Origin of the sequence: Thermococcus litoralis DSM 5473 (assembly GCF_000246985.2) — an archaeon.
Taxonomy (GTDB): domain Archaea; phylum Methanobacteriota_B; class Thermococci; order Thermococcales; family Thermococcaceae; genus Thermococcus_A; species Thermococcus_A litoralis.
On sequence record NC_022084.1, the window covers coordinates 26,226 to 46,018 of the forward strand.

Sequence of the window (19,793 nt, forward strand, 5' to 3'; positions counted from 1 at the left end):
TCAATGACTAATTTTTAAAGCCTTTGGGTGAAAACCCTAAAATACAACATAACCCCAAACTAAGGTGAGGTGAGAGGTATGGATATTGCCAAGTACATAGACCACACAAACTTAAAGCCCTACGCCACCAAGGAGGACATAATAAAGCTCTGTGAAGAGGCAAAGAAATACGGCTTTTACGCAGTTTGTGTCAACCCATACAGGGTAAAGCTCGCAAAGGAACAGCTTAAGGGTACAGAGATTAAGGTTGCGAGTGTAATTGGATTTCCACTTGGGGCAACGCCGACGGAAGTGAAGGTTTTTGAGGCAAAGAAAGCCCTCGAAGATGGAGCGGATGAGCTTGATATGGTCATTAACATCGGTGCATTGAAGGATAAGGATTACGAGTACGTTAAAAATGACATAGCAGAGGTTGTAAAGGTTGCCCACGAAAAGGGGGCAATAGTGAAGGTCATAATTGAAACTTGCTACCTCACTGACGAAGAAAAAGAGATAGCATGTAAGCTCGCCATGGAGGCTGGGGCTGATTTTGTCAAAACATCAACGGGATTTGGAACTGGAGGAGCAACTGTTGAAGATGTCAAGTTAATGCGCAGGGTTGTTGGGGATAAGCTTGGAGTAAAAGCTGCCGGGGGCATAAGAACCTACGAACAGGCTTTGGCAATGATAGAGGCTGGAGCTAACAGAATAGGCACATCAAGCGGTGTGAAAATCGTAGAAGGGGCTAAAAATGGGTGAAACCCTGGAGCTCTTAAGGACTGTTATAAAAGAGATTCGAGAAGATGGGTTTGAACCAAAGGTGGCGCTTGTAGGCCCAAAGTTTGCTGAAAAAGCCGCAAAAGAATTGAAAACTCTTGGATTGAATGTTTATGTAATAAAAGAGCTTAATTGCGACGCAATAATTGCCGACCCAAGATTCCTCGGGCATCTCCGAAAAGCCTCACGCAGAATATCGCTCGAACCCTTAAGGGAAGAAAAGGAGATGTGGGAGGAGATAAGGGAAATTGGAGAACTCTAAATCTGAAGTGATACAAGCATGTCCTTGACCCTTCTCTTTATTACGTGCCCTACTCCACCACCCACGATAATTCCGGTGACTGCTTGGAGGGTATTCCCTGGAACCTCTGCTATGGCTCCTCCCCATCCGTAAAAGTAGACCTCAACGAAGAAGTATCCTAGAACCATTAGGGCTCCACCAAGGATTGTAGCTAGGAGGATTGTTGTAAAGTCGTCTTTCTTTGAGGTTAAGTATCCAACGACGAATCCCTCCACTCCTTTTATAACTAAAGTGAACGGTGCCCAATGTGCATAGCCGGTAATTAAATCTGCCATTGCGGAACCAAATCCCCCGGCGAATGCTCCTATTGTGGGGCCAAAAAGGACTGCCACAAGCATTACCATGCTGTCCCCAACGTTGATGTATCCCCTCGTTAAGGGCGTTGGAACTTGGATTAGCATCGTTGCTACCGCCACTAGTGCCGCCATTATGCCGGATAAAGCCACTCCTACCGCAACTTCAAAGACTTTCTTCTTGAGCACGAAGAGGTAAACAAAGTAAAGAACGGCAACGGCTATTAACACCCACTTACCGTATGGTGCAAGTGCTTCCATGGCCATTATTCATCCCTCCACTTTATTTATTTTTCAAGTTTTAACTTGAAATTTAAACTTAAAAACCTTACTCCCAGCAAGCGCAGAAGGGACAAAAAGAGAATAGAAAACAGGATCAGCCGACAACAGCTTTGATGGCATCTTCGAGAATGTCCAAACCAATCTTGGCCTCTTCTTCGTCTATTGTTAGCGGTGGGATTAGTCTTAAAGCGCTCTTTCCACAGCCAAGGGTTGCAAGGCCTCTCTTGAGGGCTTCAACAACAACCTGGTTTCTTTCCTTGCTTGCGTACTCTTTTGTCTTTCTGTCCTTTACGAATTCAATAGCCCAAGCAAGGCCAAGTCCTCTGACGTCACCGATGATTTCGTATTTATCATACATTTCCTGAAGTCTCTCCTTGAAGAGCGGCTCAAGCTTTTTAGCGTTTTCAATTAAGCCTTTCTCAAGCTCCTCAATTACCGTCAATGCCGCTACACATGCCAATGCGTTTCCACCATAAGTATTGCTGTGTACTCCAGGGATACCAAAGTCCAGATCCTTCCTAAAGATCGTTGCTCCAATTGGCACTCCACCACCAAGTGCCTTTGCGAGGCTTATGATGTCTGGAGCAATTCCAAAGTGCTCAATTGCAAACATCTTGCCCGTTCTTCCCATTCCCATCTGGACTTCATCGTCTATGATGAGTATACCGTGCTTGTCTGCAACTTTCTTGAGCTCCTTAAAGAAGTTCTTTGGTGGCACTACGTAGCCTCCCTCACCTTGAATTGGCTCCGCTACGAAAGCTGCCACTTCTTCCGGTGGGACATAGTGGTCAAAGAGGTAATCTTCAATGTATTCAATTACCCTGTTCACGAGCTCATCTGGTTCCTCATAACCGTCAATGTGCCATGGGTTTCTGTAGGGGTTGGGGTATGGGACGTGTTCAACACCGGGCATTGTTGGGAACATCCTCGACCTGTGGACGGGCTTGCTTGCGGTCAAACTCATTGTTCCATGAGTTCTGCCGTGGAATGCCCCAATGAAGGCTATGAAGAGCTTTCTTTGGGTTGACCACTTTGCTATCTTCAAGGCTGCCTCATTAGCTTCCGTACCGCTGTTTGAAAGGAAGGTCTTCTTCTCAAAGTCACCAGGGGCGATGCTGTCAAGCTTTTCGGCAAGAGCCACTTGATAGGGGTTGTAATAATCGGTTCCAGCACCGTGAATTAGTTTATCTAGTTGCTCTTTCAAAGCTTCAACAACCCTCGGGTTTCTAAGACCAGCGTTGAGAACACCTATACCAGAGGAGAAATCAAGAACTCTATTTCCATCGACGTCAATCCAGTAGTTGCCCTCCGTTCTCTCTATAACCAAGAAGTATTCGTTTGGGTCGTTTGTTGTGGTTGCCATATACTTGTGGTGCTTCTCTATTATTTCCCTAGCCTTCGGTCCGGGGATTTCCTTAACCTGAGGTCCCTTCACCATGTTCGCTCACCGATGTATAGGACATTTTACCCCTATATAATTTTATGCTCACTAAAATCCCTCTTTACTCGAAAAAGTTTCGAAAATAATTGGAGTTAAGCATTAGTTATACAATAAAGCCAGCAAAAAAAGTTTGCAAAAAAGGTTTAGTGGAGAATCACTCTTCATTCACTTGAGTTTTCCACTCTTCCAAAAGCTCCTTTGCTGAGTTAGCCGCTATAGCTCCCTGCCCAACGGCCACTGCAATCTGTTTGAAGACGTTTGTTATATCTCCAGCGGCAAAGAGCCCCTTTACTTTTGTTCTCATGTGCATATCAACCGGGATATATCCCTGTTCATCGGTAATGCCGAGGTGTTTAACGAAATCCGTCTTAGGCTCGTAGCCTATGAAAACAAACACACCATCGACCTTCTTCTCAAATACTTCGCCGGTTTTTACATTTTTCAGCACTACGCTTTCGACCTTCTGATTGCCCTTTATCTCAACCACAACCGTGTTTAAAATTGCTGGAATTCCAGCTTTTTTGAACCTGTCTTGAAGTATTTTGTCCGCCCTGAACTGCTCCCTTCTGTGAACAAGGGTAACGTTAACTCCTATCTCCTTCAGATACAGAGCCTCCTGTAGCGCTGTATTGCCGCCCCCTACAACTATCACATCTTTCCCCTTGAATAGAGGACCGTCACAGGTTGCACAGTAGCTAACTCCCCTTCCGTAAAACTTGTCTTCACCAGGAACTCTAAGCTTCCTAGGCTCTGCTCCAACGGCTATTATAACGGTTCTGGCCTTGTAAATCTTCCCATTTTTTGTCTTTACATGGAACTTGCATGGGCCTTCATAATAGGCACACTCAGCGGGGTCTATTCTCTCAACTTCATCAAAAATTATCGGAACTCCAAGCTTTTTTACTTGCTCATGCATCCTGTTGGCAAGCTCTGCACCGCTTATTCCATCGGGAAATCCGGGGTAGTTCTCAATGAGGTCTGTAAGGGCAACGTTTCCACCTATGTCCTTTGAGATCATAAGGGTCTCCAACCCATAGCGTGCCGCATATATTGCCGCAGTAAAACCTGCCGGGCCGGCTCCTATTATCAGAACATCCCACGTTTTTGTTTCATCAACTGTCTGTGAAAGTCCCCCTAAGCTGAACATCTTTCCCTCACCTCCGGTTTGCAACTTTTGGTTGAATATTTAAAAACATTGTGGAACAGATCTGAGAACTAAATTATCTTTACCTCACGATCGACTATCAGATGAAGAGTGTACCCCAAAAATGCGGCAAACCCAATAAACAATGCTTCCCCAAGTTTAAACCCAAGACCGTACTCAAAGGTAGCAAAAACCAAAACCCCATAGAGGAGTGCAAAGGTTAAGGAATGGACAACTCCCCTGTGCTTGGGCATTAAGGCTGAAAAAGCGTACCAAGAGCCAAAAGCAAACAATCCAGCTATAAACCATCCAAAGGCCGGATCTACTACGTTGTTTCCAATTGATAAGAGATTTCCTCCTTTAACAAAAACTGCACTGCCAACCATTACAGCCACTATCGCTTTAGCGCCCCTATGTATAAGCGCCTCTGGATGATCAAGGTCAGGCAGGTCAGAGCCTAGAACATAAACCCCATATCCCAGTATCATGGAAAGTGCGGTAAGCTCAAAGGGGATATTTGCATAGTATTTCAAAAAAGATGCAAGGAGGACAGCAAGGGGATAGGTTAAGATGCCGCTAAGCACGTGCCCTTCGTAGTTCACTCCTCGCCCTCCTTCTGCTCTTCTAGGAATTTTCTAACGTATTCTGGCACTTTATAGTTGCCCTTTGGGTCTCCCACTAGGAATCCAAGCCGTATGAGCTCTTCAAGATGCTCATAAACCTGGACTCCTGGTTTTTTGACCTCCTTTGCAACCTGAATATAACTCACTGGCCCTCCATTGAACTTGTACACTATAACCTCCACGAGGTCTCTGTACTCTTTGGGAATCCTTGTCAGGTATTCCTCCAGGCTCTTGGGCTCTTCCAGAATTGTGGTGACGACATAGTCATCTATGGGGTCAAATTTATGTTTGCTGGCCTCGCTTAAAACGTAGTGCAGAAGTCTTAAAATTTGCCTTGGATTGCCCTTTGCAAGCTCGTGGATTAATCTTATAGCATCCTCTGTAAAGGGATATATTGGATCGTCTGTATCTCTTATTCTAACCTTGTTGAGTCTCTTTTTGACAAGTTCAAAGGTTTCTTCAAGGCTCATGGGTCTAAGCTTGAACTCGTAGTGGAGCCTCATAAAGAACGCCGGGAAGATTTTGGAGTACTCCTCGTACGCTTCCGGCACGCATGCAAAGCCAAAAATGCATCCCGGAGGCATGTTGCTTATAAAATGCCTGAGCATCTCAAAAAATAGAATCTTATCCTCCTCGCTTGCCGTTTGCATGTTTTCCAGCTCGTCAAGAAGGAGGGCGGAATATGGATACTTGCTGAGCTCCTTTGTAAGCATCTCTGCAATGTCCCTAGACTTATACTCCTTGGTTGAAGAGAGCATCTTTTCAAGCCTGTCTATAAAGCCGAGCTTCTTTGAGAGGTTCTCAAAAAAGATGTTGGTTCTTGTTTTTGGAGGCTTCAGACCGTTAAACATATCTCTCGTGAGCTTCAAAATGTCATTTGTGTCAACTTTAATGTAGATTGGTTTCCCACCTTGTTCTGATATCGCTTTATAGATGCTTTTAAGCCTCTGTGTTTTCCCCATTCCAAGGGGGCCGATCAGGGAGAAGGCTATTGAGCTCTTATTCCCAACTACCTCTGAAATTATCATCGAGAGACGCATGTCTACCTCTTGATAAACGTGTATGCTCTCCACGTCCTCTATGCCCTCGCTTGCTAACTGTTCGAAAGGATTTTTTGCCAAACCGTAGACTTCATAAGAGGGAGGGGAATAAACTTTAAGTGTACTCTGCCTTTCCATTTTACCCACCAAGTCTAAGTTTTAGGCGGGGGAATATATAAGTTTGTCCATAGAGGTGAAGAAAATGGCAACGTTGCTTGTAACCGTGCCGGGTGGAAGAGAAGGAGATGCTGCCCTTGAACTAGAATGGGCACTTGGGGATGCAAGGGTAAGGAGAACAAAGTGGAGAGGAGTGCTGATAGTTCGGACTTCCTTAAGCAAAGATGAGGCACTCAAGAGAATCAGAGAATTTGAGACGACGGCTATCTTCAGGGTACTCCCCATAGAAAAGTTCGTGGAGAGCAAAAAAGAGAGGATTCTTGAGGAAGCCTTTCAGCTTGCAAAGGAATATATCAAAAAGGGAGACAGCTTTGCAGTCAGATGCAAAAGAAGAGGCAACTGGATTTCATCTGGGAAGGAGATAGAGATAGAGCTCGGAGCAAAAATAAAGGAGGAGTTAAATGCTAAAGTAGACCTCACAAATCCAGATTGGTACGTCTGGATTGAAGTTCTCGGCAAAAAGACTGGTCTAAGCATAATCAAGCCAGAAGAAATCGTAAAAAAGAGGGTGGAGTTTTAAGCTCTCACTTTTAACTTTCACTGGTATAAGTTATAAGTGCTAAGTTATACCTTAGGCTTGATTTTATAGACGGTTTTGTCTTCCCCGATGGCTTCAATAAGCCCCCTATGCCTTCTAACACAGCTCTCACATTCGCCGCAGTGAATGGGCTTCCCATCTTCCGTAAAACCTTGGGGCATGTAGCATGAATTGGAATACTCGTATTTTGCATCGAGCTCTTTCAACAGCTTTGCTATGCCCTTCTTATCCAGATTTATGAGGGGGGCGACCACTTTTACATCTACCATGGTTCCATATTTTAGCATCTCGTTTATTTTCTCCACAAATTCGGGAGTATTGTCAGGAAAAGTAACCCCTTCTTCAGCATTGAAGCCCACTATAATGTCTCCTCCTCCAAGGGCATCCAAAAGCGAAGCAGCTACAGATATTAGCACTACATTCCTTGCTGGAACCCAAACGCTCTTTGCTGTTTCTTGAGCGATTTCCATGCTTTCTAAATCTTTTGCAGCGACTTTTGGAGTTTCCCCTCCAACTAAAGTTGTTCCCCTAATTTTGGAGAATTCCTCTAAAAACTCAAGTTTGATGACTTTCAGCGGAACATTAAGCTCCTTTGAAAAAAACTCCGCCACTTTATTGGTTACCTTCTCCTCATTGCTGCCGTAGTTTATGGTTAGCATAATAACTTCATCATAATTTTTCTTTGCCCAGTATAAGCAAGCCGTACTGTCAAGCCCACCACTAAACAAGACAACTGCTCTTTTCATTCACCTCACCCCTTCCTTGGTAGAACCTTGAGGTTATGAACTTTTCCAAAGAAAAACTATCACAATCAGAGACTCAAAGAACAAAAGGCTGTAAAGTAGAGCAAAAATAGTGAATACGTCAAATTTAAGTTGCCCAAATAACCTATCAGCCAAGGCCAAAACTCCAATACCTCCCATAAAGAGTGGAACGGATAGCAAAAGCAGAACAGGGATCTTTATTTTATTGACCTCCCCAAATGAATACAAAAGCGTTAAAATGCCCCAAAATAGCCAAAATACTCCGTAATTTCCCCCAACATCATCCCAATCGTAGAGAAATTCATCATACTCCCAAGTGAACTTCGCATAGTAAGCATAACCCAGATGAGATAACCCAATAAATAGTTCAAGAAGTGCAACAGCTAAGATTAGTTTTTGAATTTTTGATTTTTGGGAAAGAGTAATCATCAAACGAAAATTGTTTTGATTTAGTTAAAATTTTTACGGCGGCGGACGCGCCCGAGGGTGGGAACCCTCCTCCAGCGGCTTCCACCGAGACTTGCTCGCCCCCGCTACCCCACGAGCGCCGAACGTCCCGCCTACCGCTGCTCCCTTCCGGGCCTTGCGGGGTTCGGCGGGCAAAGGGAGTTAGCGGAGCCCTTCAGCTCCGCCTCTCCCACCGCCGGCCCCGTGGGACAGGGGCTCATGGCTCCTCTCGGCTTCCGCCGCTGGATTTAGGAACCGCCCCTCGGGCTTCGGCCCCCGCATATCGACGGTTTCGGGTTCCAGGGGACGCCGAACCCCCCAGCCTAGTCCGCCGCCATTTTATAATATTCTCGATGCCTATATAAAGGTTTGGTAATCATCTCTGGGCCAGCCTTTACTGGGGTGAAAAAGAGATAACCCGCGAGATGGCTCTGGGTTTGATTGCGATAGGTTACTCCGGGACTGATTTCATTGAAGGCTTGGTTAGAACAAAGATTCAGCCTAGATCTACTCCTTCTTAGACTCTCCAGTAATTACGGCAGAGGCTATCATATGAGCCAATCTTAAAGGTTCAGGTATAAGGGAGCTCTTTTGGGTTAGTTTTATTATCTCCTCTGCTTGCTGTGGAGGAACCCCATAAGCTTGATAGAATACTTTCCCAGGGATTAGTTCCCTTATCTCCCCAGCTTTTCTAAGAAGCGCAATTCTCTCATCGGCATCTACAAAATGCTTTCTCAGGGCATCTTCCATGGCCTTTAAATCGGGCTTTTTCCTTATTACTATTATCACAGGCAATCCAGTTTCTTTGCTTAATCTTTCCACGTCAACGACGTTAAACCCCGCATACGTTATTCCCTTGAGCATTATAACCCTCAAGTCCTTAAATCGGGAGTTATTTACTGCATCAATCATTTTTTTGGTTGAATCTTTACCATCGATTTCAATCCACCTTGTGACTACTCCTACAACATCTTGAGAACCCTTCATAACAACGCCAACTAAAATAGTGCGACCTTTTCTGAGCTTAGATTTAAAAGAAAAAGTGCCGTCATCGAAGCCGATAACCCTTATCTGGGGCTTTACTTTCCGGATCATTTTGTTACCTCTAAAAGCCAGTCTAGGTATTCTTTATTAACGTGATCCACATCTATCCTTATTATTGCTGGCACAGAATATGGATGCAGTTCTCTTAGAGCTTCTTTGAGCTCACTCCAGAGGTCAACTTTTGTCTTTAGCACTGCACCAACTTCGTTGTCCTCTTCAATCTTTCCTTGCCACCAGTAAAAAGCCTTGTGTTCCCTCAAATTGGCGCAGGCAATTAGTTTTCTCTCCAGCAGCTCTTTTGTTATCCTTTCAGCACTTTCCCAGTCAGGAAACGTTGTGTATACGAGTATCATCTCACCCATTTCACACACCCGGGAAGAGTTGGTAAAGATAAACTTAAATTTTATGGAGGTTACTTTTAATGGGGGGAGTGGATGGAGATAGTGAGGGCACATCTAAGGATATACGGCCGAGTACAGGGAGTAGGATTTAGGTGGAGCATGCAAAGAGAAGCGAGAAAACTCGGTGTTAACGGATGGGTAAGGAATCTCCCAGATGGCAGCGTAGAGGCTGTAATTGAGGGAGAAAGGGAGAGAGTCGAGGCATTAATAGGGTGGGCACATCAGGGGCCGCCTTGGGCAAGGGTTACAAGGGTAGAGGTAGAGTGGGAAGAACCAAAGGGTGAGAAGGGATTTAGGGTAGTGGGCTAACCTTTGTAATTTAGCCCTTCAATAACAACTTTTTTGGGGCAGTAGTTAACTTCACAGTAACTGCATACAACTTTTTCTTTGCTCTTTTCGGGAGTGTGGAGAACGAGCTTTCTAAACCCTGGGATGTCCTTTATTCTCATAAAAACCTCTACGGGCAGAGTCCCATCTATAACGATGTATGCTTTGGCGTCCTCTTGCCTAAGGTTCCTGCTGAATATCTCCATTATTGGAACATCATTCTCGTAAAGGTACCTAAGCAATTCAGAAAGGGCATGGGAGTACTCCTCCTTCTCAAGTTCTATCTCAAGAACCTCCCATCCCATGATGGGTGCTACGTTTACAAGGCTTGGAAGTGGGTTTAGCTTCTCAAATATCATTCGCAGAGGATAGGTGTTTTCAATGTAATCTATGGTGTGGTAGATTATTTTCCTGTTCACACCTATTACACGAGAGAGCTCGCTTATTGGTACCTCAACGTTTCTCAGATAGATTTTTCCATTTTTCACACTTAGCCCGTTTTCAAAAAGGAACTCCGCCACCTTCCTCCTGGCTGGAAAGTTTTTAAAATAAGCATCCAATACAAGCATCACTTTTGACCACCTCTTATACAATATTGTGTACAGATGAATATTTAAGCTTTTCTCCGCAGTTCGAAGAGACAATCTTTTAAAGCGTGTATCTTAAATAAGACACGTAAGTGAAGTGAGGGTGATGCCTATTCTGATCGTTGGGATTGATATAATCAGTGAAGAACCAAAACGTTTTGCCGTGGTTAGCTGGTTTAATGGAAAGATAATCAAGCACGGTGAGTTTACTTTTTATCGACTTCTGAGATTTATAAGGGCTAAAAAACCCGATATTGTTGCCATGGACAACATCCACGAGCTTGGAGAGTACCTTAGGAAGTTTATAAGGGCAATTCCGCAGGGGACAAAGATAGTTCAGGTAACCGGCAGACCTGGAGAGCAAAAACCCCTATGGAGTCTAGCTAAGGAACACGGAATAAGAGTAGGGGATAAGTTCAACCCCTATGAGGAAGCAAAGGTATGTGCCCTTTTAGCCGCTAAGGGAGTAGGTTATGAAGTTCTTCCTTTTGAAGATGAGGTCATTATAAAGGTCTCAAGAGGAAGAAGTCAAGGAAAAGGTGGGTGGAGTCAAGATAGATACAGGAGAAGGGTCCATAACTTAATCCAGAACAAAGTCAGAGAAATTGAAGAGACCCTCAAGAGGGCCGACATACCTTTCGACCTCGAAATTAAAGAGAAAGACCAGGGGCTGGAAAGGGGAGAGTTTAGGGTCTATACATCCAGAGAGGAGCTTGCAGGTCTTATAAAGCCCATGAAGGGGGGAGATGTTGAAATAAGAATCCGTCCGGTGGAGAGGAAGACTTTTGAGTTTGTGCCCCTAAAGAGTGAAAGCGCCATAAGAGAAAGGAAGAGCATTATTGTAGGGCTTGATCCCGGTATTACCGTTGGAATAGCCGCTTTGGATTTGAACGGCGAGATTTTAGCACTTTACAGTGAGAGAAACATGGCCGTTAGCGATATTGTGAGATTTATAAGCGAGGTTGGTCATCCAATAATAGTAGCCACCGATGTGAACCCTGCTCCCGGGTTGGTGGAGAAAATTTCTCGCTCTTTTAAGGCAATGCTCTTCGTTCCGCGGGAGAGCTTAAAAGTTGAGGAAAAGAATGAGCTTTTAAAGAACTTAGGCATAAGCGTTGAGGACGATCACCAAAGAGATGCATTAGCTGCAGCTTACAAAGCATACCTCCGCCTGAAGCCAAAGCTTGACCATGTCGAAGCAAAACTCAGAGAGATGGGCATCACAAAGAAGGGAGAGGAAATAAAGGCTCTCGTAATCCAGGGATACAATCTTGGAGAGGCTATTTTGAAAGTAAAAGAAAAAGAAAAGAGCAAAGAAATAAAAACTGCCGAGGTAACTGAGACCTCTGTTGACGTTACTCCCTACATAGAAAAGATAAAGGAACTCGAAAATACCATAAATCTGCTGGAGAAAGAGAATCAAGAGCTAAGAGCCGTAATTGAAGAGCAGAGAAAAATTATAGAAGGCTTGGAGAATAGATTGGCAGCCTATGACGAGAGAATCAGGGAAAAGATCATCAGAGAGAAGGAGATGGAAATTAGAGAGAAAAGAATAGAGTACCTTGAGAAAGAACTTAGAGAAGCGAGATTGATAATAGAAAAGCTCAGCAAAGACTTGGTCTTGACAAAGAGGATGCACCTGTTGGAACTTAAAGGCACTGCAGTTCCTCTAAAGGTAATCGAAAACCTAACGTGGAAAGAGATTGAGGAGCTGGAGCGTTCTGCGGGTATTAAAAAAGAGGACGTCCTCTACGTTGTTAATCCCTCAGGTGCTGGAAAGAGCATAGCAGAACACCTTGCAGAAAAGAGGATAAAAGCCCTAATAAGTGCAAAAACACTACCAAACCTTGTATATGAAACGCTAAAGGAAAACAAAATACCAGTCCTCTATGAGGATGAGATTGAAGTGAAGAGGGTTGATGACTTTGCAATAGTTGATAGGAAAGAGCTCGAAGGTGCAATAGAAGAAAAATTGAAGCGCTGGGAAGAAGAAGAAAAAGAAAGGGAAGTTCAAGAGTTCCTAAGGCTTGTTGAGGAATATCGGCTTGAGAGGATCAAGGAGCTTAAGAAAAAGGCAGAAGAAGAGCATTAAATCCCATTCAGGACTTCTCGAAGCAACCTCAAGTATTTCCCGGTTTCTTGAGCGCCTTTTTGAGTTATTTCCACTGCAGTTCTTGGCCTATCGGAAAAGACTTTTTTGAGTTTTACATACCCGGCTTTTTCAAGAACCCTAAGATGAGAATCCAGATTGCCCGGAGTTACCTCGAGTACTTCCAAGAGGTCTCTAAAGAGGGCCCTCTCCCTCGGCAGGAGGTAGAGCATGATGGCGAGCCTTATCGGGTTGCCAAGGACGCTGTTGGAGCTCAGCTCCCTGAGGGCTTCCATTTTATCACCGCTCGACGGCTTTGAAGGCGGAGTAGATGTACCACATGATCGTCATCGAAAAGGCAAGCGCAACGAGAAAGCCCGCCCATGCCATCGATCCGCTCTCCATTCCCCTTGCGAGGGGGATGCCAATAGCGGGGAGCAGGAAGGCAGGGATTATCTCGCGCTCCGCTCCGCCGTATTTGGCAAAAATCAACCACATTCCGAGGACGCCGAGGGTGATGAAGGTCAGGAAACCCATGGCACTGCTTGCTTCTCCGTTGACCCCGAGGCCCAACTGGGGAATGACCCCCCATCCAATGATCATGGCAGCCACCCAGGATGCGATGATTAGAGTTGCACCGCTTTTGGAGATTTCAACCTTCTCTCCCGTGACTTCTCCGAGCCTCTTGAACATTCTCCACGCCCTTCCCGTGAAGCTCATCGCCACGAAAAGGCCGACCGGCCAGTAAACGAGGTTGAACTGCCACGGGAGGTCGAAGAGACCCACGAGTACATAGTAGAACAGCATTACACACAGCCACGCCCCGAAGTTCATCGCCCCGTACATCTTCCCAGCTGCTATCAGCTTGCCCTCAACCCTCTCAAGCACACTTTTAAGTTCTTTAACATCTTCCATATTCCTCACCTTAATTTAGAATAGTACTCTTATTTATTTATAGCGTGGGGTTCTCTGAATTTCAGAGAAAACCTTAAGCCAAATAAAAACCAAATTTCTCTGATGAAAATTGAAGAGCTTTACGAAAAACAGGGCAGGGGCGTTAGGTGTCTTGTCTGTGAAAGAAGATGCTTGATAGAAGAGGGCAAGAAAGGGATATGCAGGAACTACACCAATTTAGAGGGAAAACTGGTGCACATAGGCTATGGAAAACTGAGTGCTATCGAAAGCAGACCTATTGAAATAAAGCCCTTCTTCCATTACTATCCAAATTCCACCGCATTGACCTTCTCCGGCTTTGGGTGCAACTTCTACTGCCCTTGGTGTCAAAACTACCATCTAAGCTTTTCCGATATTCCCGAGTGGATCATGGAAGTTCCGCCAGAAGAGCTCGTGAGCCTAGCCTTAAAGAATGGAGATACCGGTCTTTGTGCAAGCTTTAACGAACCAGCGACCCTTTACACTTACCTTCTGGATGTTTTTGAGCTCGGAAAAAGGAAAGAGCTATACAGCTGTTTAGTCACAAATGGTTATTTCACCCTCAAAGCTTTGAGAAATCTCATCGAAAGCGGAGCTTCGGGCTTCAGCATAGACATCAAAGGGTGCCCTAAGATGAAAGTTCTAAGCGTTGATCACAAGAAGGTTTTCAGAAACGCCAAAGAAGCAATAAACTTAGGAGCCCATGTAGAGATGGTTTACCTTGTGGTCACAAATACCAACGATTTTGAAGAATGTTACAACTGGATTTTTAATATGCACTTAAAAATGCTCGGAGAGGATGTTCCCCTACATATAAACCGCTATTACCCGATGAACTACTGGAAAGAGCCACCTACACCAGTAGAAAAGCTGATAAAGTTAAAGAAGATCGCTCAAAAGGAGTACAATCTGAATTACGTTTACATTGGGAACATTGGCTCAATCGAACACGAAACGACGTATTGTCCTAAATGCGGCGAAAAGCTGATAATACGTTCTGGCTACAAAGTGCTGAAATGGAATCTAAGGGACAACAGATGTCCCCGATGTGGCGAAAAGATTCCAGTCTATGGAGAATTCACTCGATTCTAAAAGTGATTCCCTTTTCCTTTGCCTTCTCCTGCACTTGAAGCTTGAAGCTGCATGCCTTACATATCTCTCCAGTTGTCGGCTGCCCACAGATTTTGCATCTATTGAGATCCCTATGGGCATAAGCTTTCGCCAAAAGTGGAAACATCTTATCGTAACTTCTCAGGATTTGGTACTTAGTTCCCGGGTGCTTTTCTTCCATTTCATTTATCCAGTCTCTGATTTCTGCCCTAAATGCCTCCACCGCATAGGGACACTCAGAAAAATCTACTTCAATGTTGTTCAAAACCGCATAAAGTACTATTTCCTTCTCCGGTACTTCCCTAAGGGGTTTTATTCTCGGCACAAGACCCTCGTGAATAACTTCATAGTAAGGGCCAGTTCTCCCAAGTCTAGCCACATCTCCACGCATAATGTTCATGAGAAACATCTGAACTTCATCGTCCAAATTATGACCAACGGCAAGCTTGTCAGCATTGACATCCTGAGCGGCATAGTTTAACAACCACCTCCTCCAAACGCCGCAGTAGGAACATGCCCCAACCCTTTCTCCCTTTTCAAAGCTCCCCATTATATTGACGGTCTCGTCGAGGGTAAAGCCTATGTATTCCTTGAAGGAATAGATGCGATGCTCTACTCCAAGCATCTTTGCATTCTTTTTCGCTATTTCAACGCTCTCTGGCCTGTAACCGGCTATTCCCTCATCTATGGTTATCGCTATTATTTCAAAAGGAAACTTCTGGCTGAGCTTGTGAAGGATGTGAAGAAGAACAACGCTGTCTTTTCCACCGCTCACTCCCACCGCTATTCTATCCCCTCTCTTAATTAATCCGTATTTTCTCACCGTCTGCTTTACTTTGCTCTCAACCATTTCATTGAAATGTTTGTGGCAGTAAAACTTCCCCTCATATCTCGCATGATAAACAGCGTCTCTTCCACACTTTGTACATTTCATTTTTCTCTCGCCTCACTGCAGGAAGAGACTTTTCTTTAAAAAACCTTTCCCTATAGACGAAAAGATTTAAATAAATCTTTTCGTTACTTACAGTGATAATTTTGTTGGTGATTGCTATGGAGCTCATAAATACTAAGATTCCACAGCTCGATGAAGCCTTGGGAGGAGGGATACTAGAGGACAGTATTGTCTTGATAACTTATGATACCTATTCACAGGGATGGACTCTTGCCTTCGAAATCCTAAGAAAAAGGATAGAAGAAGGAGACTTTGGGGTGATAATTAACTCCGTGCTTCCCCTTTCGATGCTGAACATGGAGCTTAGGAGAATTGGTTTTGACATCTTTAAAGAAGGCGAAAAGGGAAACCTCGGCATAATTGACGTTTTTGCATCGTTTTATGGAATAAACTACCAACAACCGTACGTCTATTATGAAAATATGGATCGAGAAACTTATCTCCCAAAGTTTATGAGCCTTTACAGAAAAATGCTGAGCGAGAGAATAAAAGACAGGAGACCAATAGGGATACAGGTAACTGCGGATGGATTTGCGTTTCTAATAGGGGAGGAAAGAGAACTCAGGAACCTCCAAAAGAATTTGGCAGCAAAAGAAAACGCTCTACTTCATGAGAAAAGGAAGAGACCGATAAACATAACCCTCCTCAACAGGGACAGGGTCTCCCAAAGATACCTCTCATGGCTCTCCCTCTACAGCCAGTACCAGATCGACTTTAGCTCTCAAGAAGGAAGGCTTGAGGAGAAGATGTTCATAAGAAAATCCCCTTTGCCAAACTTTAAACCAACCACGCGCATATTTAAGTTGGAAAACGGAAAGATAAACATTATCTAGCAAGCTCCAATGCAAGTCTGGCGGCTTCCTTTGCATCTTTTGTAAAGTGCACTTTCACGAGTTTTTTGTGGTCAAAGTAGCCATCCTGAGCGAGAAGCTCAAGTCTGTCGCTTGGATAACCTGTGTCCGTAACCACAACAAGGGGCTTCGAATAGTCATATGCCATCAATGCTTCCACCATAGTTCCGATTCCTCCTCCCAAGACCACCAAAACATCGGCTGAATTAATCATAATTGCACTTCTCTCCGCAAAGTCCATCCCGGTTTTTATTCTGATTGTATTGAACTCATTTCCTTCCTGCCTCTCCGGGAGAATTCCCACAACGACTCCTCCAAACTTCGCAAATTCCCTGCTCGCTATCTCCATAATGCCCCCTCTGCCTCCGGTAAGGAGAACTACTTTATCTTTGTGCTTAGCTAACTCCTCGATGAATTCTTTTGTCTTTTTGACTGCTTTTGGCAGAGGTTCATTATCACTCGAACCCGCTATGGCTATTTGGATCATTCTATCACCCCAGAAGGCTTCTTAAAGCCGGGAAGAGGTTCACAGCGAGCAAAAACAATCCTATCCCTACAAATAGGTACGTTATGGATTTGGCAACTTTGGAAGGAAGGAAGGCTTTCAAAACATCGTCAAGCATCTTTCCTCCATCAAGCGGAACTAAGGGGAAGAGATTCATCAATCCTATGCCAAGATTTAGCACGTAAATCCAGTAAAGTGAAAACGCCAGAGGGAGCACGATCCCGTTAAAGCCCACCTTTGAGGTTATGTGTTGCGCTGGGTAAACTCCGAGGTATCCTTTTTCCGGATTGTCTGGATGAGAGCCCAAGGGGATGTTAATGACTTCCTTTTTCCTTTTGCGTATTACCTCAACTTCTATCGTTTCTCCAGCCTTTGTTTTGTTCATTATGTTGAAGAATTCCTCCACTGTTGCTATCTGCTGGCCGTTTATCCCCACGATGATGTCTCCCTCTTGGAGGTAGCTTTTAGCAGGGCCCTCTGGAGCCAGTTTGGAAACCTCGACTCCAGCTGGCTGTATTATGGGATTTAAAGCATAGCTCAAAAGCAGAATAGCCAGAAGAGCCGTTACAATATTCGCCATAGAGCCAGCAGCATAAACCCTTAGACGACTCAGCAGGGGAGCCTTTGTCAACTCCTCCTCATCCGGTTCAACAAACGCACCCGGAATCACGAAGAAAAGCACAAGACCAACGGACTTTAAGGGCAAATTCTCAGCCCTAGCAACAAATCCGTGGCTTAATTCATGGACGAACATAACTACAATAAGCCCTATCAGCCCATACCATAGGGGAATTGTAATGCCGGGTATAACAAGCTGAACACCTGGGGTGGCGGCTTTTGTGCGAATATTCTGCATGGCAAGATTAAAGAGGGTGTAGAAAACATAAACCATTCCGATAAAGCCGATTATTATACCAACGGTGGAATAACCTTTCCAGAACTTCCTATACTTCGTCCCAACTTTGTCTATGAAGTTAACAAACCTTTTGGTTCTCCATATCGCAACGAAGAGGTCAACCTGCAGACCTTCTTCTTTCTCTTCTCCCCTCCTTCCAAATGCGAGATATAGAACTCCCCAGAAGCCAAGTATCAAAGTTATTGCTGTAATTAAGCTCACCATTTTGTCCACCTAATTTCACTCCCAAGGGAAGTTTAAAAAGATAGTGCATATCCTTAAAAACAAAAGCCCTCAAGAAAAGTATGCGATGATGAGTGATGGGCGAACCGAAAGATGAGGATGGAAAGGTGATCGCTGAGCATTATTTTTGGAAGTTCCACTTTTCGTTACCGTATCTTTCTTCTATAAGCTTCTCTGCAAGTTCAAGTTCATAATCTGTCAGTTCTCCTTCCTCAAGGGGGAACTCCTCAAAGAACTTCGACTTCAACAGCCCATAAACCTCATCTCTGCTGAGCCTTATCCCTTCCCTTTCAAGTGTTGTCACCCTCTCCCATATGCTCGAAACTCCCTTGTCCTGCAGTTTTTTCCGGGAAACTTTGAGTACTGAAGCGAGAACTTCAAGTCGAGTTGCATACATAAAGGTACCGTGCTGTAGGATAATTCCCTTTCTTCTCGTTTGTGCAGACCCACTGATTTTCTTGCCGTTAGCCACTATGTCGTTTAGCCCAGAAAAGCCACCGTTTATTCCCAATTCCTCAAGCGCTCTGACGAGAGGAGCCGCTAAAAACCTGTAGCTTCTTTCTATGTTCTTCAAGCTCTCGTGAAAATCCTCCCCTATGATCACGCTGTAGGTTATCTCGCCGTATTGGTCGTGAAAGACACTTCCTCCGCCGGTTATTCTTCTCACTACAGGGATGTTAAGCTCCCTGCACTTGTCAAGATTAACATCGTGTTCAACGCTCTGAAATCTACCGATGGTAATGGAACTCGGCTTGAAAACGTAAAGCCTAACGGTATCTTCAACTTTTCCTTCAATTCTAGCCTGCATTATTGCCTCATCTATTGCCATCTGCACTTCAGGTCTTGCAACTATTAGGGGAATGAATCTCATAACATCACCAAAGAGTGAAGAGAGCTAGAGCTTAAAAATGTGTGCCTAAAGAACAAAAATAGAGGGGAAGATTCCGGTCAGGGGCCGATTAGCTCATCACCCTTCAGCAACCTACCCTTCACATCATCCCAGTCCAAGCCTTTCTCTCACGATTAGTGGAGGATACCCAATTTTTGGAAAGACCAGCAGCGCCTTTGCCTCAATAGCCTCTTGAGGGATGCAGGGAAGGACATCTCCCTCAGCTAGACCGATATAGTTTTTAAGATAAGGAAACTCCTTTATGTCAAGGGGGTAGAAATCGTGTATCCAATTGTTGTCACCTTGAATCACAAAGCACCTTTTTCCATTGTACTCAACTATATCCCTAACCCTGTGAATTATTGGATACCTCGTGTAGGGTCTCTTGTAAACCACAACGTCCCCAACCTTTATCTCACTCGGAGGAACTCCCTTGAGAAGAACAACGTCTCCCCGGTAAAATGTTGGTTCCATTGAGCCGCTTATTACAATAACCAGTGGCGAGTCTGTATGAAGGGCAATCTTTAAACCACTATGAAGAGCAAAAACAACCACAAGGCTGATGAGAAGAAATGCAACGTCCCCCTTCCATCCACTTAATAACTTTTCCTCCATTTCAATTCCTCCATGATTGTTCTAATCTTCGTTGGTATTGAACCTATGGCAGTGCATGTTTCCAGACTTATTCTCTTTCCATCGGTGATATCTAAATGATAGTTAGCCAACTTAAAGATTTCCTTCGGAAGTCCATGCCTTCCAAGGCCAACAATTAGCATAAAGCTTTCCCCTTTAAGAGCCCTTTCTGCAAGCTGATGAGAAGATATTTCCTTGTTTTTATTGGGCTTCCGTGTAGTTGCCACAATATGCCCAAACTGGGGAGGGAAGCCGCCTTTTGGAAACTCAATGAGGTGAAACTTGTTTGTCCTTGCAAGCTCTATGAGGTATTTTCCGCCCTCTCCAATTGTTGTATTTTGGGATATCTCTTCAGCTATTTCAGCCGGTTTCTTTTTTTCAAAGGGGAACCCTATGAGGGCAAGGTGGAAATCGAAGGCATAACAGATGGGAGCCGCTCTAGCGATGGCTCTCAGATGCGCTTCGTGAAGCTTCTTGGGATCGTATGAATTGTAGAGGGCCAAGGTAAGCATCCTGAATCACCTGATA

Annotated in this window: 25 protein-coding genes and 1 other RNA gene; 7 read left to right on the forward strand and 19 right to left on the reverse strand. The window is 44.5% G+C overall.

The annotated features are described in order from the left end of the window. Positions 1 to 78: 78 nt before the first annotated feature. Together deoC and OCC_RS00120 are read left to right on the forward strand one after the other, a co-directional pair. Positions 79 to 738 carry a deoxyribose-phosphate aldolase gene (gene deoC, locus OCC_RS00115; RefSeq protein WP_004066387.1) on the forward strand — a complete coding sequence of 220 codons (660 nt, stop codon included), beginning with the start codon at positions 79 to 81 and terminating at the stop codon, positions 736 to 738. Then, positions 731 to 1,018 (forward strand): family 4B encapsulin nanocompartment shell protein, encoded by a 288-nt coding sequence (locus tag OCC_RS00120; RefSeq protein WP_004066384.1) that lies wholly within the window; start codon positions 731 to 733, stop codon positions 1,016 to 1,018. Before deoC ends, OCC_RS00120 begins: the two co-directional genes overlap by 8 nt. Here the strand turns inward: OCC_RS00120 and OCC_RS00125 are convergent. The 5 genes from OCC_RS00125 to OCC_RS00145 all read right to left on the reverse strand — a co-directional run bounded on the left by OCC_RS00125 (position 1,015) and on the right by OCC_RS00145 (position 6,018). Next, on the reverse strand, positions 1,015 to 1,617 hold the full coding sequence (locus tag OCC_RS00125) for an ECF transporter S component (protein ID WP_004066383.1): 603 nt from the start codon (positions 1,615 to 1,617) through the stop codon (positions 1,015 to 1,017). The two genes, OCC_RS00120 and OCC_RS00125, sit on opposite strands and share 4 nt — an antisense overlap. A gap of 109 nt (positions 1,618 to 1,726) precedes the next feature. Further along, positions 1,727 to 3,070, reverse strand: coding sequence for an acetyl ornithine aminotransferase family protein (locus OCC_RS00130; protein WP_004066380.1), 1,344 nt, complete (start codon positions 3,068 to 3,070; stop codon positions 1,727 to 1,729). A 157-nt stretch (positions 3,071 to 3,227) separates the two neighbouring features. Beyond that, on the reverse strand, positions 3,228 to 4,220 hold the full coding sequence (gene trxB, locus OCC_RS00135; RefSeq protein WP_004066377.1) for a thioredoxin-disulfide reductase: 993 nt from the start codon (positions 4,218 to 4,220) through the stop codon (positions 3,228 to 3,230). A 68-nt stretch (positions 4,221 to 4,288) separates the two neighbouring features. Continuing rightward, positions 4,289 to 4,819, reverse strand: a complete 531-nt coding sequence (locus OCC_RS00140) for a metal-dependent hydrolase (protein WP_004066375.1) — start codon at positions 4,817 to 4,819, stop codon at positions 4,289 to 4,291. Beyond that, on the reverse strand, positions 4,816 to 6,018 hold the full coding sequence (locus OCC_RS00145) for a hypothetical protein (RefSeq protein WP_004066373.1): 1,203 nt from the start codon (positions 6,016 to 6,018) through the stop codon (positions 4,816 to 4,818). The genes OCC_RS00140 and OCC_RS00145 overlap by 4 nt, the downstream gene beginning before the upstream one ends. A gap of 64 nt (positions 6,019 to 6,082) precedes the next feature. Between OCC_RS00145 and OCC_RS00150 the strand changes: the two genes are divergently transcribed. Continuing rightward, entirely contained in the window at positions 6,083 to 6,577 is a 495-nt protein-coding gene (locus OCC_RS00150; RefSeq protein ID WP_004066371.1) for a THUMP domain-containing protein, read from the forward strand. A gap of 44 nt (positions 6,578 to 6,621) precedes the next feature. Here the strand turns inward: OCC_RS00150 and queC are convergent, their stop codons facing one another. The 5 genes from queC to cutA all read right to left on the reverse strand — a co-directional run bounded on the left by queC (position 6,622) and on the right by cutA (position 9,203). After that, positions 6,622 to 7,341: a 7-cyano-7-deazaguanine synthase QueC gene (queC, locus tag OCC_RS00155; RefSeq protein ID WP_004066369.1), complete on the reverse strand. Its 720-nt coding sequence runs from the start codon at positions 7,339 to 7,341 to the stop codon at positions 6,622 to 6,624. Between the two features lie 33 nt (positions 7,342 to 7,374). Continuing rightward, positions 7,375 to 7,788, reverse strand: a complete 414-nt coding sequence (locus OCC_RS00160; RefSeq protein ID WP_004066367.1) for a hypothetical protein — start codon at positions 7,786 to 7,788, stop codon at positions 7,375 to 7,377. A 39-nt stretch (positions 7,789 to 7,827) separates the two neighbouring features. Beyond that, positions 7,828 to 8,140: signal recognition particle sRNA (ffs, locus tag OCC_RS12185), an RNA gene on the reverse strand. 173 nt (positions 8,141 to 8,313) lie between these two features. Then, positions 8,314 to 8,901 carry an endonuclease dU gene (locus tag OCC_RS00165; RefSeq protein WP_004066358.1) on the reverse strand — a complete coding sequence of 196 codons (588 nt, stop codon included), beginning with the start codon at positions 8,899 to 8,901 and terminating at the stop codon, positions 8,314 to 8,316. Continuing rightward, positions 8,898 to 9,203, reverse strand: coding sequence for a divalent-cation tolerance protein CutA (gene cutA, locus OCC_RS00170; RefSeq protein WP_048874650.1), 306 nt, complete (start codon positions 9,201 to 9,203; stop codon positions 8,898 to 8,900). The genes OCC_RS00165 and cutA overlap by 4 nt, the downstream gene beginning before the upstream one ends. A gap of 81 nt (positions 9,204 to 9,284) precedes the next feature. Between cutA and OCC_RS00175 the strand changes: the two genes are divergently transcribed. After that, a complete protein-coding gene (locus OCC_RS00175) occupies positions 9,285 to 9,560 on the forward strand; it encodes an acylphosphatase (RefSeq protein ID WP_004066355.1) in 276 nt (91 codons plus the stop codon). Here the strand turns inward: OCC_RS00175 and OCC_RS00180 are convergent. Further along, positions 9,557 to 10,150 carry a hypothetical protein gene (locus OCC_RS00180; protein WP_004066347.1) on the reverse strand — a complete coding sequence of 198 codons (594 nt, stop codon included), beginning with the start codon at positions 10,148 to 10,150 and terminating at the stop codon, positions 9,557 to 9,559. The genes OCC_RS00175 and OCC_RS00180 overlap by 4 nt on opposite strands. Positions 10,151 to 10,271: 121 nt before the next feature. Between OCC_RS00180 and OCC_RS00185 the strand changes: the two genes are divergently transcribed. Continuing rightward, positions 10,272 to 12,257 carry a DUF460 domain-containing protein gene (locus OCC_RS00185; protein WP_004066345.1) on the forward strand — a complete coding sequence of 662 codons (1,986 nt, stop codon included), beginning with the start codon at positions 10,272 to 10,274 and terminating at the stop codon, positions 12,255 to 12,257. On the opposite strand, the gene OCC_RS00190 is transcribed toward OCC_RS00185, so the two are convergent. Next, positions 12,254 to 12,550, reverse strand: a complete 297-nt coding sequence (locus OCC_RS00190; RefSeq protein ID WP_004066343.1) for a transcriptional regulator — start codon at positions 12,548 to 12,550, stop codon at positions 12,254 to 12,256. The two genes, OCC_RS00185 and OCC_RS00190, sit on opposite strands and share 4 nt — an antisense overlap. Positions 12,551 to 12,554: 4 nt before the next feature. Continuing rightward, positions 12,555 to 13,169: a hypothetical protein gene (locus OCC_RS00195; RefSeq protein ID WP_004066342.1), complete on the reverse strand. Its 615-nt coding sequence runs from the start codon at positions 13,167 to 13,169 to the stop codon at positions 12,555 to 12,557. 102 nt (positions 13,170 to 13,271) lie between these two features. On the opposite strand from OCC_RS00195, the gene OCC_RS00200 reads away from it, so the two are divergent. Continuing rightward, positions 13,272 to 14,279, forward strand: a complete 1,008-nt coding sequence (locus OCC_RS00200; protein WP_004066340.1) for a radical SAM protein — start codon at positions 13,272 to 13,274, stop codon at positions 14,277 to 14,279. Here the strand turns inward: OCC_RS00200 and OCC_RS00205 are convergent. After that, positions 14,266 to 15,231, reverse strand: a complete 966-nt coding sequence (locus OCC_RS00205) for a TIGR00269 family protein (protein WP_004066339.1) — start codon at positions 15,229 to 15,231, stop codon at positions 14,266 to 14,268. The genes OCC_RS00200 and OCC_RS00205 overlap by 14 nt on opposite strands. A 116-nt stretch (positions 15,232 to 15,347) precedes the next feature. Here OCC_RS00205 and OCC_RS00210 point away from each other — a divergent pair, with 116 nt between their 5' ends. Continuing rightward, complete coding sequence (locus OCC_RS00210; RefSeq protein ID WP_004066338.1) at positions 15,348 to 16,082, forward strand: RAD55 family ATPase; 735 nt, start codon at positions 15,348 to 15,350, stop codon at positions 16,080 to 16,082. Here the strand turns inward: OCC_RS00210 and OCC_RS00215 are convergent. The 5 genes from OCC_RS00215 to OCC_RS00235 form a co-directional block, all read right to left on the reverse strand. Beyond that, positions 16,075 to 16,587 (reverse strand): TIGR00725 family protein, encoded by a 513-nt coding sequence (locus OCC_RS00215; protein ID WP_004066337.1) that lies wholly within the window; start codon positions 16,585 to 16,587, stop codon positions 16,075 to 16,077. The genes OCC_RS00210 and OCC_RS00215 overlap by 8 nt on opposite strands. Before the next feature lie 4 nt (positions 16,588 to 16,591). Further along, entirely contained in the window at positions 16,592 to 17,725 is a 1,134-nt protein-coding gene (locus OCC_RS00220; protein ID WP_004066336.1) for a site-2 protease family protein, read from the reverse strand. A gap of 139 nt (positions 17,726 to 17,864) precedes the next feature. Continuing rightward, positions 17,865 to 18,614: a lipoate--protein ligase family protein gene (locus OCC_RS00225; protein ID WP_004066335.1), complete on the reverse strand. Its 750-nt coding sequence runs from the start codon at positions 18,612 to 18,614 to the stop codon at positions 17,865 to 17,867. Between the two features lie 123 nt (positions 18,615 to 18,737). Next, positions 18,738 to 19,247: a signal peptidase I gene (locus tag OCC_RS00230; protein ID WP_004066334.1), complete on the reverse strand. Its 510-nt coding sequence runs from the start codon at positions 19,245 to 19,247 to the stop codon at positions 18,738 to 18,740. Further along, positions 19,229 to 19,777, reverse strand: coding sequence for a DUF531 domain-containing protein (locus OCC_RS00235; protein WP_004066333.1), 549 nt, complete (start codon positions 19,775 to 19,777; stop codon positions 19,229 to 19,231). Before OCC_RS00235 ends, OCC_RS00230 begins: the two co-directional genes overlap by 19 nt. Between the last annotated feature and the right edge of the window lie 16 nt (positions 19,778 to 19,793).